Annotated in this window: 13 protein-coding genes; 2 read left to right on the plus strand and 11 right to left on the minus strand. The window is 46.6% G+C overall.

Annotated elements, in window-relative coordinates:
- Positions 1-14: 14 nt before the first annotated feature.
- From Q8N16_03720 to rsmA, 6 genes are read right to left on the minus strand one after another with little or no spacing between them, the layout of a single operon-like run.
- On the minus strand, positions 15-674 hold the full coding sequence (locus tag Q8N16_03720) for a hypothetical protein (protein ID MDP3093847.1): 660 nt from the start codon (positions 672-674) through the stop codon (positions 15-17).
- A gap of 3 nt (positions 675-677) precedes the next feature.
- The gene (locus Q8N16_03725; GenBank protein ID MDP3093848.1) at positions 678-1,103 is read right to left on the minus strand and encodes a PrgI family protein; all 426 of its coding nucleotides are present in this window, start codon (positions 1,101-1,103) and stop codon (positions 678-680) included.
- A gap of 25 nt (positions 1,104-1,128) precedes the next feature.
- Positions 1,129-1,494 carry a four helix bundle protein gene (locus tag Q8N16_03730; GenBank protein ID MDP3093849.1) on the minus strand — a complete coding sequence of 122 codons (366 nt, stop codon included), beginning with the start codon at positions 1,492-1,494 and terminating at the stop codon, positions 1,129-1,131.
- A 43-nt stretch (positions 1,495-1,537) separates the two neighbouring features.
- Entirely contained in the window at positions 1,538-1,954 is a 417-nt protein-coding gene (locus tag Q8N16_03735) for a hypothetical protein (GenBank protein ID MDP3093850.1), read from the minus strand.
- Positions 1,955-1,997: 43 nt separating this feature from the next.
- A complete protein-coding gene (locus Q8N16_03740; protein ID MDP3093851.1) occupies positions 1,998-4,925 on the minus strand; it encodes a hypothetical protein in 2,928 nt (975 codons plus the stop codon).
- 33 nt (positions 4,926-4,958) lie between these two features.
- Positions 4,959-6,002 (minus strand): 16S rRNA (adenine(1518)-N(6)/adenine(1519)-N(6))-dimethyltransferase RsmA, encoded by a 1,044-nt coding sequence (rsmA, locus tag Q8N16_03745; protein MDP3093852.1) that lies wholly within the window; start codon positions 6,000-6,002, stop codon positions 4,959-4,961.
- Between the two features lie 116 nt (positions 6,003-6,118).
- On the opposite strand from rsmA, the gene Q8N16_03750 reads away from it, so the two are divergent.
- The gene (locus Q8N16_03750; protein ID MDP3093853.1) at positions 6,119-7,144 is read left to right on the plus strand and encodes a LysM peptidoglycan-binding domain-containing protein; all 1,026 of its coding nucleotides are present in this window, start codon (positions 6,119-6,121) and stop codon (positions 7,142-7,144) included.
- A gap of 122 nt (positions 7,145-7,266) precedes the next feature.
- Here Q8N16_03750 and Q8N16_03755 read toward each other — a convergent pair whose 3' ends face one another.
- Genes Q8N16_03755 through rpsO form a run of 5 tightly spaced genes read right to left on the minus strand, consistent with a single transcriptional unit; the run spans position 7,267 to position 11,623 of the window.
- The gene (locus Q8N16_03755) at positions 7,267-7,626 is read right to left on the minus strand and encodes a TraR/DksA C4-type zinc finger protein (protein MDP3093854.1); all 360 of its coding nucleotides are present in this window, start codon (positions 7,624-7,626) and stop codon (positions 7,267-7,269) included.
- 12 nt (positions 7,627-7,638) lie between these two features.
- Positions 7,639-8,664: a hypothetical protein gene (locus Q8N16_03760; GenBank protein MDP3093855.1), complete on the minus strand. Its 1,026-nt coding sequence runs from the start codon at positions 8,662-8,664 to the stop codon at positions 7,639-7,641.
- On the minus strand, positions 8,624-10,765 hold the full coding sequence (locus tag Q8N16_03765; GenBank protein ID MDP3093856.1) for a polyribonucleotide nucleotidyltransferase: 2,142 nt from the start codon (positions 10,763-10,765) through the stop codon (positions 8,624-8,626). Before Q8N16_03765 ends, Q8N16_03760 begins: the two co-directional genes overlap by 41 nt.
- A gap of 38 nt (positions 10,766-10,803) precedes the next feature.
- Positions 10,804-11,406: an NYN domain-containing protein gene (locus Q8N16_03770; GenBank protein MDP3093857.1), complete on the minus strand. Its 603-nt coding sequence runs from the start codon at positions 11,404-11,406 to the stop codon at positions 10,804-10,806.
- Positions 11,357-11,623: a 30S ribosomal protein S15 gene (rpsO, locus tag Q8N16_03775; protein MDP3093858.1), complete on the minus strand. Its 267-nt coding sequence runs from the start codon at positions 11,621-11,623 to the stop codon at positions 11,357-11,359. Before rpsO ends, Q8N16_03770 begins: the two co-directional genes overlap by 50 nt.
- 197 nt (positions 11,624-11,820) lie before the next feature.
- Here rpsO and miaB point away from each other — a divergent pair, with 197 nt between their 5' ends.
- Complete coding sequence (gene miaB / locus Q8N16_03780) at positions 11,821-13,155, plus strand: tRNA (N6-isopentenyl adenosine(37)-C2)-methylthiotransferase MiaB (GenBank protein ID MDP3093859.1); 1,335 nt, start codon at positions 11,821-11,823, stop codon at positions 13,153-13,155.
- Positions 13,156-13,176 lie beyond the last annotated feature (21 nt).

A 13,176-nucleotide genomic window follows, 5' to 3' on the forward strand; every position in this document is an offset into this window, starting at 1 on the left:
TAACAGCTAAAATACTAAAAGCTCGTTGGTTTTTCTTGGGTGAGTTCAGGAGGAATTTCGGGGTAATAGCCGACTTCGGCTTCGCTTGGATGGTGGATGGCCCAGAAAAACTCGATCAATTCCGGAGTCGCCAGAGGAACGACCTGCAGCTCCATTCTTTTTAATCCCAAAGCCAAAAATTCCATTCTTTGCCAGAGCTGGGACTTGCATCTCTGGAACTGGTCTTCGGTCAAAGTCGGGAATTTAGGCATTTTAAAAAGGCTGCCTGAAGCGGACACTCCCTGGGCTTCCAAGATAGTGTAGGGGATGACCATAAAAAAAGTTTTGCTCATAATCGTTCCTCCCTCGACCAATCCCTTGATGAAATCATAGTAGCTGGCGGTTTGGGTTTTCATCAGCTCGCCGAGCTGAAGGTCCTCCAAACGTTTTATCTGGTCCAGATAGCCGGTAATGTTCAGTTTTCTCGATTGGACAATGATCTGGACGGAAAAATCCAGGGAGTTTATAAAGCTCTGGAATTGGTAGATGATCGCCTGCTGCTCTTCGTCCGACTTCAAAGCAAAGTTCAGGGAGGAGATCATCATTACTCCCCGGAGGCCCTTATTCTTTAGAATAATCATCCCCTCCCTAATCTGATCAATCTCTAAAAAGTCTTGAGTTGAAGATTTGGCCATAATTTATCTTTGGGTGTCGACTCGGTTCGACATTTCTTTTAAGCGGCTTCTGCCGATCACTTTCAGTTCGGGCGAAATTATCTTCGGTTTGACTACCCTGCTTAAATCTTCCGTTTTTTTCCAGACAATTCTCGGCGGCAGCTCTTTTTTCTTCCAGAGATAGATTCTTGAGGAAACAAAAAAACCGAAGAAATTTCCGAGGATGACAGGAAACGACCTTCCCTCGACTCTTAAAAAGGCCAGGGCGGCGGTGACGAGGGCGATGACGCCGCTGGCCAGGAGAAAGAGAAAGAAATTGGTTTTTGCTACGGAAAGATAGACAAAACCGATAAAAGCCCCTCCGATCGCCAGCAAGATAAACTGCTTGAAAGTGAAGGGACCGGCAATCTTTGTCTCTTGGTCAATGAATTGAGGAACTTGAAACCGCATTTCTTAGTTGGCTAGCGGCTAGCGTCTAGCGGCTAGTTTTTAATTCCAATTTTTTAATAAGAGTATTTAACATTTTTTGGACTTCTTCGAGAAGATTTTCTGCTCTTGCGTAATTATTCTCGCGATATAAGTCTCCGGCGATTATAAGCTGGGTTTCTAATTCGGCCGAAGAGCCATAAGCAATATGCAAGAATTGTAAAAACTCTTTTAAGGTTCTTCTCAAATGTCCCTCGGCGATATTAGAAGGAATCGAAACGGCTGCTCTCCTCATTTGAATAGACAACCCATAAACCTCAGCATTCGGGAACTTGCCGGTAAGAATATAAATTTCTTTTACCAGCTCGATCGCCCTGTTCCATACCGTCAGTTCTTTATAAGACTTTAAATACATACGCAAAAGGATCTAGACGCTAATCCCTAGACGCTAGTCGCTGTTATTCAATAGGTTCTCGGTAAGCGTCTGGTTTTGCTGGCGGCTTGGGAACCGTTTCTGTTTTTTCCGTCGCTTCTTCTCCTGCGCCAGCGTCAGTTTTATGGAGGCTGGCCAGGCTTCTTTTTATCGGAGCAAAGATAAAGCGGTTTATTTCTTGAGAGATTGTTTTGGCGGTTTCTTCTTCCAAGGTTACCTCCTTTTCCAGAGACGGCAGAAATTCTCCCGGTGGCAAGAGCCCGTAAAGAACGTCTCTGACCAATGCGGAAATTTTAGTCGCCCTTTCGTCAAAGATTTTGTTGTTGTCAAAAATCTGCTCAAGGGCGTTGAGATTTTCCTCGGAGTCAATTGCTTGCTTGATGTCTTCCGGCAGCTGAGAATAAAGCTTCATTATCTGCTCTCGAGTGTATTTTTTGATCACGGCAGTTTATTTTAATAAAATAATCGCATTCCGATTAATCCGGCTATGCTAATCTCCTTAACACGCCTTTTTCTATTCTGTATCTTCCTCCCCTAATGCGATCCTTGATATCCAGAGTGTCGGTGTCTTTACGGACAATGCCTGCATCGTATTTTACCCGGATCGGCCTGCCTTGGCGCGTCGTATCCTTTAGGAACATGGGGGGGGCTTTCTCGTCTTTTGCCCTAATTCTTTCCTGTCCGGACATCGGGCTGGGGTATCTTTCATAAGGAGAATTTGTTCCGTCTTCCCATTTCAGGGTAGTTGCCCCCTTGACCGTGCCGGCAACCTCGACCCCTGGTTTAAGCGAATGAGGATCTAACTGTTGCCGTGGATCGTTTGTGGCAGGAGAGAACGATGAAGGGCCTGTCGCTGGCGGTTGGGGGCTAGTCGGCGGTTGTGTCCCGATAGGAGGAATTGGCGGCGTTCCGCTAACAAATTTTCCGCCCGTTGGAGTTTTTATAGGCTTTATTCCAGAGGGAACCGCTGGGACCGCTAATCCGGACGGGGTTGTTACGTAACCAGTAGTCGCTCCAGAAACTGGCGTTGGAGGTGCCACAGGCGGGACAACAGGCGGAGGCGGTGTCGGCGGCGGAGGTACATACGGCGGTCCTCCAGCTCCGCAGCGCGGGCACGGTATTCCTGAAGGAGTTGTCCCCCCACAAAACGGACAAGTGGTTATCGTATGCAACCAGTCTGGCTTGGCGATTTTGCCGTTAGCGAAATTTACATATTCATTAAGTTTGCCACGATCATTTAGCAATACTGGCTGCATGTTTTCATTAACAAACGGCTGGTTATTTTGATCTTTCGCTACCTGGAATCCATACATATCCTGGTTGTGATTGATTGTGTCTCTTAACACTTGGGAATTTCTCTTTGCCATGTTCCAGCTGCCGTTGCCCTCGACCCAGGCGGCGAGCTTGCCTCCTCGCTCCGGGCCGAATTTTTCATAAAAAGCTTTGATGTGACTTGAACCTCTGAAGCGGGCTATTTTTGACAAAATTAGAGGATCGTCCGCCGATTCTCCCGACAACTGGCGTATGGCTTCTTGGTCTAAGCCCTTGACCGTTCTATCAAGAGACCAGGTTTGGGCAATGGCCTGGTAAAGAGGATCAGTTTTTCCGGCGGTGATAACTTGGTCGATAGTTTGGCTTAAGTCGGCCAATCGGGTAGTTCGCCATCCGGAAAACTCTTTATCCAGATACGCAACTGTCGCTTTTTCGTCGTCGGTTTGGTTTGCCACCGCTTTTGTTGATAATTCCCGAAACTCTTTTAAGACGGAATCCATTTCGTCCTTATGTTCTTTCTTTGACGGATCGAGAAAGGTATCCCAGACGACTTTCTCTCTTGACAGCTGGATTACATCAGAAGTCGTTTCCCTAAGATGTCTTCTGGAGTATTTAGCCTGGGCGGTCAACCCCTTTTTCCTTAATTCTTCAAGAGCGGCATCCCCGGGCTTAAACAGGCCAGCCTCTCCTTTTTTCTTGGAAATCAAAGCAGTCGCCCCCGCCGCCCATAGATCTCTTTCTAGAGGTAAGAACCTGCCTTGATTTACGAGTAGTTTGGCTCCGGTATAATCTTCCTGGTCGACTAGCTGGTTGAGAGTTTTATCTTCCATAATTTTATCAATTTGGGTAGGAACGTCAGCTTTCTGTTTTTTCGCCTCAAGGGCGCCCCTTTTAGCCAGCCATGTCAAGCCCTTGCCGGGCAGGCTTTTGCCAAAATCCGCTTTCTCCGCGCCCTCAATAATACTAGTTGCGGTTTTAGTCGAGAGAATTTCTCTTTTAAGGCGTTCGGTTCCCCTGCCAATCACCTCTTTGCCTTTTGCGGTGCCTTTTTTAATGCCTTTCATGGCTAGGCCTTGTACGCCCCTGGCCGCGCTCGGGCCAAAGCGTTTGGCCGTAGACATGATGGCGCTGGCGCCGATAGCGCCGCTTGACAGACTGCCAAAAAAGCCAAAAGCAAGCAGAGCCTGGACAACCACATACCTCATGATCGTGTTAAAGTCAATGACCGGCAGGAGCCCGAGAGTGAGAGCGCTTATCCCGGCGGGAATGGGCGGGATTGTCGGGTCGGTATCCACCAGCACGAGCAGCTGTTCGGCCAGATAAAGGAAAAAAGCGGCGGAAACGCCGACAAACGACCATTGGAGAAACTGGTTCCACCAGGCGGAAAAGTATTTCCTAGTCGTCGGTAAGACATTAGCGAAGAAAGCCAGCGGAGAAAGAATGACCAAAATCCAGATGGCGACATAGCGCATTATGAAAAGGAAAGAGTAAAGAACCAGAAATAGGGCGGTAACGGTATTGAAGAAACCCATGGCCATGCTTCTGAAGATTATATCTATATGACCGGTCAGGTAACCGGGGAGGCTGGTAAAAGAGTTTTTGAGAGCGGCGTATTGAGAGACAGAGATCTCGACCAATGTATCAAAACTGGAAACGCCCTCGATAAAGAAATTCATGACAATATTGGCAGCGTCGACAATCAGGCCGCAGATGGCCGGGGTGAAGTTCACCAAAAGGATCATCGCTATCAGCAATGGCAGGGTTTTTTTGGCGTGATATTCTCCTAATCTCAAGGCAGTCGCCAAGCCAATGACAACCAAGGCGAAAATGAATCCCATATTAGCCAGGTCCCTGGTGATCGCCCAGCCAGGAGCGACAATGCCGCCGGAAGTGTAAGGAAGAGTGATAAAGTACGGGCTGCTGACCAGTTGAAACAACAGGTTGGCGAATAATACAACCACCAAGCTGACGCCGACAAAAAACTGGAGGCTCATGGCGAGAATCGAACCGCCGATGGCTGCGGCTAAGACTCCGAAATAGGCCTGGCCCTGACTAAGAGGAATAGCCAGCCCGAACAGGACTAAGGCTAGCAAAGAGACTTTTGTTGATAGCGAAACTTTTTTAAATAAAGAGTTTTTCATCTTATATTATCTTTTAAATTAAAACTCGATTCTTCATTCTAGCACAAAAGTTTTAGTCAAAGCCAGCCAGTTTTCAAGGCTGAGGGATTCAGCCCTGGCATTTGGTTCCAGCTTGTTTCCTAAAAGCCAATTCTTAATCTGACTTTTTGGCAACCCAAGTCCGGAGGCCAAGTTGTTAACTAGCTGTTTTCTCGGCTGGGAAAACCCAGCCTTCACAATTTTAAAAAATAATCTTTTGTTCTTCTCATTGAGAAAACAGTTATTTGTTCGGGTAATCTGTATGCCTTTTTCACGACCGTGAGATTCTTGCACCGATTGTTTTTGCCATTTTTGCGGAGTGATCTTTATAATAGCCGAGTCTACCTTGGGCTTTGGCCAAAAAGCGTTTTTAGAGACATAGCTGATAATTTTTGCCTCTGCGTAAAATTGAACCGAAATTGCCAGGAGATTCATTTTGGGCTTGGCACCCCGTCCTGAGCCCGTCGAAGGACAAATTCTTTGAGCCACTTCTTTTTGGACCATTAAGACCATCAGCTCGGGCGGGCAAGGCAATTCAAGCAAACAACGGATAATATGAGTAGCGGCATAGTAGGGCAAATTCGCCACGACCTTGTATTTAGTATCTGGTATCTTGTCCCTCGATTTCACTCGGGACAACCCTGAGCTTGTCGAAGGGTTGTATCTAGTATTCGACGGCGATCGTATATTTTTCATACTAGATACTAAATACTCAATACTAGATACTAGTTCGCGGGCGTCGCCTTCAACAATTTCCACGTTTCTATTATCTTTAAACTTTTCTTTGAGCAAAGGTATCAGCCGGGGGTCTTTCTCTATGGTGACCACCCGACCCGCTTTTTGAGCCAGTTTTTCGGTCAAAACCCCCAAGCCCGGGCCGATTTCCAGGACCAGGTCGCCGGTTTTCAAGTCGGCAGCCTCGATTATCTTGTTCAAGACGCTTTTTTGGCGGAGAAAATGCTGACCAAGGTGCTTTTTGGGTTTAAGAACTCGACCAGCCTCGCTGGTATAGAGCTGGAGAACCTGTGGATGGCTGATTTGACTAGGCGGTTTTCTCATGATATTCTAATAGATTAAAAAGAGATTGTATTATTTTACGCTTTTTTAAGAAAATCCCCAACTTTTCGCTGGGGAAGCAAATAGCCAGTCATATTTTGGGATCTCGGCAGGACCCCTTGATTTATTTGGGGAGCGTCGCCTTTGTTTTGTTATTGGCGATCCCCCTTTTGCCAGGACTGCCCGGAGATTCCTTTTCCGCCAGCTTGCCTAGAACTTCTCCCAATGCCGGAATTAATCAGGACTTTACCATCGGCCCTTCAGCCGGGGTTTTCCAATCGCCGGATTTCTATCTGATACAGAAAAACAGCCTTAAAGCCGTTTCGCCGGCAGGAACGATCAATCCCCAGGTTTTGGCCACCCTTTTGGATAGCGTAGAAGGAACCGAGGACGACCGAAGCGGCATTGTTGAATACTTAGTCAAAGAAGGTGATACTCTGTCGTCAATCGCCGAACAATTCCAGATTTCTCTGGAAACGGTTTTATGGGCCAACAACTTGAATAAGAATTCGGCCATCTCTACCGGCAAAAAGCTGGTGATTTTGCCTGTCTCCGGAGTCATGCATCTGGTCAAGCCGGGAGAAACCCTGGGAGAGATAGCCAAAAAGTACAAAGCAGACGTAAAGAAAGCGATCGATTTCAACGAAATGAAGGACGAGAACGAGGTTTTTACCGGCGATATCGTTATTGTTCCCGACGGCATTCTTCCCCCGCCTCCAATAGCCTCGTCTCCTGTTAAACTGGCGCCTTTGGTCGCCGGCTATTTCATCTGTCCGATTTCAGCTCCCTGCCGGATTACCCAGGGGTTGCATTGGTATAACGCCATTGATTTCAGCCACGGCAAGTGCTATGAACCGATTTTTGCGGCGGCCTCTGGCAAAGTCCAAAAAGTTAAGCTGACCGCTTCGGCGTCCCGCTGGGCCTTTAATGGAGCCGGCAATCATCTGACGATTTTGCATCCCAACGGAGTCGTCAGTTTTTATGGGCATATCGCCAGCGCCACGGTTTATCCAGGTCAAGAAGTTTCCCAGGGGCAGATCGTCGGCTATGTCGGCGGAGCCTATGGCATGGCTGGATCGGGCTTGTCAACTGGCTGCCACTTGCATTTCCAGGTAACGGGAGCTAAAAATCCTTTTACCAAATAGGAATACCTGTTTGCTGACGATTCCGCGGAACGAGAGCGATACCTGCTCCCGTTTTTGTTTTCAATAAAAACCCCCTTAGCTCTTTTGAGGGGTTTTGATTGAGAGATTTTGGGTTCGCGGTCTTAGCTTTTGCACTTTCTACAGATCGCAGCTTCCGGTATAGCCTCCAGCCTTTCCCGGCCGATTTCCTTGTTGCAGATCTTGCAAATGCCGTATTGGCCGCCTTTTATCTTTTCTAAGGCAGTATTGATTTGAGTCAGCCTGGTTTCCAAAGCTCTTTCTATCGGCAGGAGGTTTCCGTATTCTTCAACTTCGTCGGCTTCTTCTTCAAGACTTCCCCCCTTGAAATTGGGGAAAAAAGTATCCCAGTCGCCTTTAAGTGATCTGTCTTTCTTGGCAAAGTTCTCCAGCTCTTTTTCAAGATTCTTTTTTTCCTGCTCCAGGCGGCTTCTCATTTGTTCGACAAAAGTTTTCTCAAACATAGTCTCTCTTAATTAGTTAGTTTCCGCCGGATTTGTTTTCAAAAAGTCGATTGTCTTCATTATGCTTTCTCCGGAAGAGGTGATAATCAGATAATCTTTGTAGATCGCCCAGCAGATCCCGAGATTTTTTTCTTGGAAAGAAAGATAACGAAAAAAGGTGCCGCCGTAGCTCGTTTGCTTAAAAATAGAACCCGTGGCGGAAGCTTCTTTGCCGAGGGCGCCAAAGAAATTAGCAAAATCTTTGACCATAGTCTTTTCCCAGGTTCTGACTGCCTGGTCGGCAGACTCCTTGTCTTTGAGTTTTACTATCAATCCCAACCCCTTATTGCTTTTGCCCCTGGCATAGAGGAAAAAGTCGAAATCTTCAGTTTTGTCAGAGGCAGACTTGAACAGGCTTTCAGGAGACTTTAAACCAAGGCCGTCAGAAAAATCTTTTAAATTGAAATAGCGATTGTCTTTTTCCGGCAGTAGTTCAAAAAACTCTGGGCTATTCTCGCTTACGAGAACGGCTTTTATAGTTTCAGAAAGCTGGGTTTTGAGATCGCTTTCGGGGACAATTCTGACAATCTTTATTTCCTTGACCGAGATGATTGGCGAGGGGGGAATCAGGGGATTGGCCGATTCTGAAGGGGTCGGGCTGGGCGACGGGCTAGATAAAGGACTAGGTGATGGCGAAGGCTGGGGCCGACTCCTTTTTATCACCAAGAACCAATAACTAAAAGAAACTAAGAATAGGAATCCCAAAAAAACCAGGACAACGAGGACGCGAATGAGAGCTTTCTTCCAAGGAGGAGATCTTTTGATTTTCGGCGGCAGAGGGATTCCTTCATAATCTTTATTTTCGAGGACGGGCTCTGGGACAATTGTTTGCGAGATTCTTTCTCTTTCAAAAGGCGCTTGCCTAGGCCCTTCCTCGGCTTTGTTAATGCCGGTGATTCGCTGTCTTTCCTTGATCGCTTCTTCTTCTTGAAGGAGGGCGAGGTCCTTGGCCATTGTCCTAATCTCTCCTCTTTTGAGGAAAACGAGTTTCTCCTTCATGGTTTTCTTGTTTTAACATTGCTTTCAGAGATAGATTGGTTCTCCCCTGCTGGTCAATGCCGATCACTTTTACGGGGACGACGTCTCCGATCTTAACGATGTCTTCCACTTTTCCCACCCGGTAGTGAGCCAATTCGGAAATGTGGATCAGCCCTTCCTGGTTTGGCAGAAATTCCACCATGGCTCCGAAATCAAAGATCCGGCTGACTCTGCCCTTGAAAGTTTCGCCAACCTTGGCTTCGTGGGTGATGTTTCCGATCCACTCAAAAGCTTTTTTAGCAGCGTCTTCGGTTTCAGCAGTTATGAAAATAAGGCCGGTTTGCTGAATGTCGATTGCCGCTCCGGTTTGGGCGATGATTTCATTGATGATTTTCCCCCCGGGGCCGACGACGTCGCGGATCTTGTCTGGATTTATCTGCAAAGTTAAGATGCGCGGAGCAAAAGGTGAAAGTTCTTTTCTGGGCTCGGCAATGGTCTTTTCCGTAACGTCTAAAATTTCGTTTCTCGCTTTCTTGGCTTTTTCTAAAGCCTCGGCCATGATTTTCTGGGTGACGCCAGTTGTCTTAACGTCCATTTGCAGGGCGGTAATTCCGAGTCTCGTGCCAGCCACTTTAAAATCCATATCGCCGTGATGGTCTTCTGGCCCCTGGATGTCGGTCAAGAGAACGTATTTCCCGCTATTTTCGTCCATGATCATGCCAATGGAAATGCCGGCGGCTTGCCGCTTAATCGGCACGCCAGCGTCCATTAAAGCCAGAGAAGAGCCGGAAACCGAGGCCATTGAGGTCGAGCCGTTGGAAGACAGAATTTCTGAAACCACCCTGATAGTGTAGGGAAACTCTTCAAAACCGGGAATGAGGGGCAAAAGAGCGCGCTCCGCCAGCATGCCGTGGCCAATTTCTCTTCTTCCGGGGCCCCTCATGGGCTTGACTTCACCCACAGAGTAGGGAGGGAAATTATAATGATGCATATACCTTTTTTTACCCGTGATTTCCATGCCCTCGAGTATCTGCTGGTCGCCGGGCGCTCCCAGAGTCAGGATAGACAAAGCTTTTGTTTGGCCGCGGCAGAAGAGTCCCGATCCATGGGTTCTCGGCAGCAAGCCGACCTCGCAAGAAATTTCCCTGACTTGGTCAAGCCGCCTGTTGTCCGAGCGAATCCCTTTTTCCAATATATTTTCCGTTAGGACGCGGTCTATTTCTTCGTCGAAGATCAGAGAAAGATTGACATTGCTTTCGGGGTATTTTTCTTTGACAAAATCGGCCAGTTCCTGCTTAAGGCTTTCTTCCGCCAGCTGCTTTAAAGCCCTGTTGTTTTGAGCTAGCAAGAGTTTTATTTTTTCATTAAGGAATTCCCTGGCCGCTTGTTTCAAGTCATTGTTTTCCGGCCTTGTCTCCAGCTTTGTTTTGGCGATCTTTGAAGCGATTTGTTTTTGCAAATCAATAATTTGCTTCAGGTAAGGTTTGGCGAATTCAACCGCGTCGAGAACCGAATCCTCATTAGCTTCTGCTCCTTCGCCCTCAAGCATGTTCACGATCAATTCCTCTCCTTTAAAATCGCCGGAAATCACCATCTGAAACTTGATTTTTTCTTCAACGTCGCTGGTTGGGTTTAAGACGTATTCATTTTCAATCTGTCCCACCCTAACCGCGGCTAACGGTCCTTGCCAAGGAATATTAGAAGTCGTTAAAGCCGTAGAGGCGGCAATAATGCCTAAAGTATCTGGGTCATTTTGTCCGTCCCAGGATAGGACAGTGGTCACTACCTGGACTTCGTGGCCGAAATTATTCGGGAAACGCGGCCTAATAGTGCGATCAATGAGCCGGGCGTTGAGAATGGCTTTGTCTGAAGGACGGCTTTCTCTTTTGATATATCTCGGCCCCTTGATCTTTCCGGCGGCGTAATACCTTTCTTCGTATTCCACGGTCAAGGGAAAAAATCCTTGAGAGCCAGATTGGTTCGTGGAAGCGACGGCCGTGGCCAACACCAAAGTATCGCCGTATCTGACAAAAGCGCTGCCCGAAGCTTGTTCGGCAATGTCGCTGATTTCAATTACGAGTTTTCTATTTGCCAAATCTAATTCAAACTTTTGTGATTTCATTGAAAATTAATTTATTTTCTTAATAAGAACCTGCCTCGCTAACGCTCGACAGAACCTTGATTCCTCGCTTTGCTCGGAATTAGGTAAACGCGAGGAGAGGCTTCTAGGTCAATGAATCCGTCGGCCGATTCTTTTAATTTTGCCGAGGCAGATCGGCTAAAAGCCAGCACTTCCACCCTTTTGCCTTGGTTTTTTAAGTATTCTACCAGCGGGATAAAATCGCCGTCGCCGGAGCAAAGGCAAACGACGTCGCAGCTGGGCGCGGTTCTGACCGCGTCAATGACAATACCGACGTCCCAGTCAGCTTTTTTCAGGCCGCCGTAAAACTCCTGAAGGTCTTTGACCCTGGTTTCGATTCCCAGTTTTGCCAAGGCTTCGAAAAACGGCTTTTCCTCTCCGGTTTTGGTCCTAACGACGTAGCCGAAAGCCCGGATCAGCTTTCTGCCGGCGACAGCGGTTTTCAAGATCTCGGCAAAGTTGACCCTGGCTCCGTAAAGGTTCTTGGCAGAATGGTAGAGGTTCTGGATATCAAAAAAAACCAGAACCCGCTGTTCCTTGTGTTTTAACGAGATTTCCGGCAAGGGAGGAGACTCACTTTCCCAGTCCGACCTTCTTTGAGATTTCGTTGTATCTTTTTTCATCTTCGTTCTTTAGATAGTTAAGAAGCGTTTTTCTCTTGGAAACCATTTTCAAAAGGCCCCTTTTTGAGGCGAAATCCTTTGAAAACTTCTTCAGGTGCAAAATCAACCGGTTAATCTCTTCAGAAAGAATGGCGATTTGGGCTTCGGGAGAGCCGGTGTCTTTTTCGTGAAGCTTGGCTTTTTCGATAGCCTTTCGTTTTTCTTCAGGAGTTAGCATATGTTTATTATAGCATAAAATGATATATCGAGCGTCTCGCCCGCTATAACTTATCAGCCCCTTCTTTAGAAAGGGGTCAATCAATATTCCCTTCTTATATTATTATGATCAATTAGTCAAACCCCCGCGCCAATAAATTTATCTTTCCATTAAATCTGTTAGAATGATAAAGAGTCGTTTATCAAAGAATAAGAAAAATGAATAAAACATATTCGATTATCACCTACGGTTGCGCCATGAACCGGTCGGACTCGGAAAGAATCGTCACGGTTTTAGAAAAGGCCGGCTACCGGAAAGTTTGCAGGAGTCGGACTCCTGATATTTTGGTTTTTAACGCTTGTTCGGTCAGGCAATCAGCCATTGACCGGATTTACGGCCAGATGGAAAAGTTTTCTGAGCTGAAAAGAAGAAACCCGCATTTTAAAGTTATTGCCACTGGCTGCATTTTGCCTCGGGATAGACAAAGGTTTTTCAAGGAGCTTGATTTAATTTTTAACATCAAAGATTTGACAAACCTGCCCCGGTTCTTGAAAAAACTCAACAAAGATGAAAGAATTCTGCCTCCCTTGCCGATTTTGGCAGGAAGCAAAGGCTTAAGCCTGAAAGAAATCAGCTACTTTAAGACTAAACCCGGCCGCCAGAGCAAGTTTTCGGCTCTAGTGCCCATTTCTTTCGGCTGCAACAGATTTTGCGCTTATTGCGCTGTTCCCTATACCAGGGGCTTGGAAATTAACCGTCCCGGTGCCGATATTCTTGCCGAAGTTGCTAACCTCGTCTCGCACGGATACAAGGAAATCTGGCTTTTGGGGCAGACGGTTTCCAGCTGGCGCGACCCGCAGAACAAGCAGTATAAATTCGTTGACCTTTTGCGAGATATTGAGCAAATCCCGGGGAAATTCTGGGTCAGATTTGAATCATCTTATATTTTGGACTTCGGCAATGAACTGATTGATTTTTTGGCGAAAGCTAAAAAAGTGAACAACTACTTGAATCTGCCCCTGCAGTCAGGGTCCGATAGAATTCTTAAGAAAATGAACCGCAAATACGCGGTTAAACAGTACTCGGAGATCTTAAAAAAAATGAAAGCGAAAATTCCCGATTTTAGTTTCTCTACCGACATTATCATCGGCTTTTGCGGGGAGATGGAAAAAGATTTTCAGGATACTTACAATGTTTTCAAGAAAATCCAACCAACTATGGCCTATATCGCTCAATACTCTTCTCGACCGGGAACGGTTGCCGAAAGGCTAATGAAAGACAATGTCCTAAAAAAACTGAAAGAGGCCAGATTTGAAAAACTAACCAGGCTTTTGAGAAAAACCGCTAAAGAAAACCTTGGAAAAGAAATCGGCAAAACCCTTGAAGTTTTAGTTGATACTTATTTGCCTAAAAGGAAAGAATGTCTGGGCAGATCCAGGAATTTTAAAACTGTCAGATTTAAATCTCAAAAGAATCTTTGCGGGAAATTCGCCAATGTCAAAATCCTCAAAGCCCGCGAGTTTGAACTCGAAGGAAGGCCAGAAAAGTCTTAACTCTCCCCAACCTATTACCAA

This window comes from bacterium, assembly GCA_030693425.1.
Lineage (GTDB): Bacteria > Patescibacteriota > Minisyncoccia > Minisyncoccales > GWA2-46-15 > GWA2-46-15.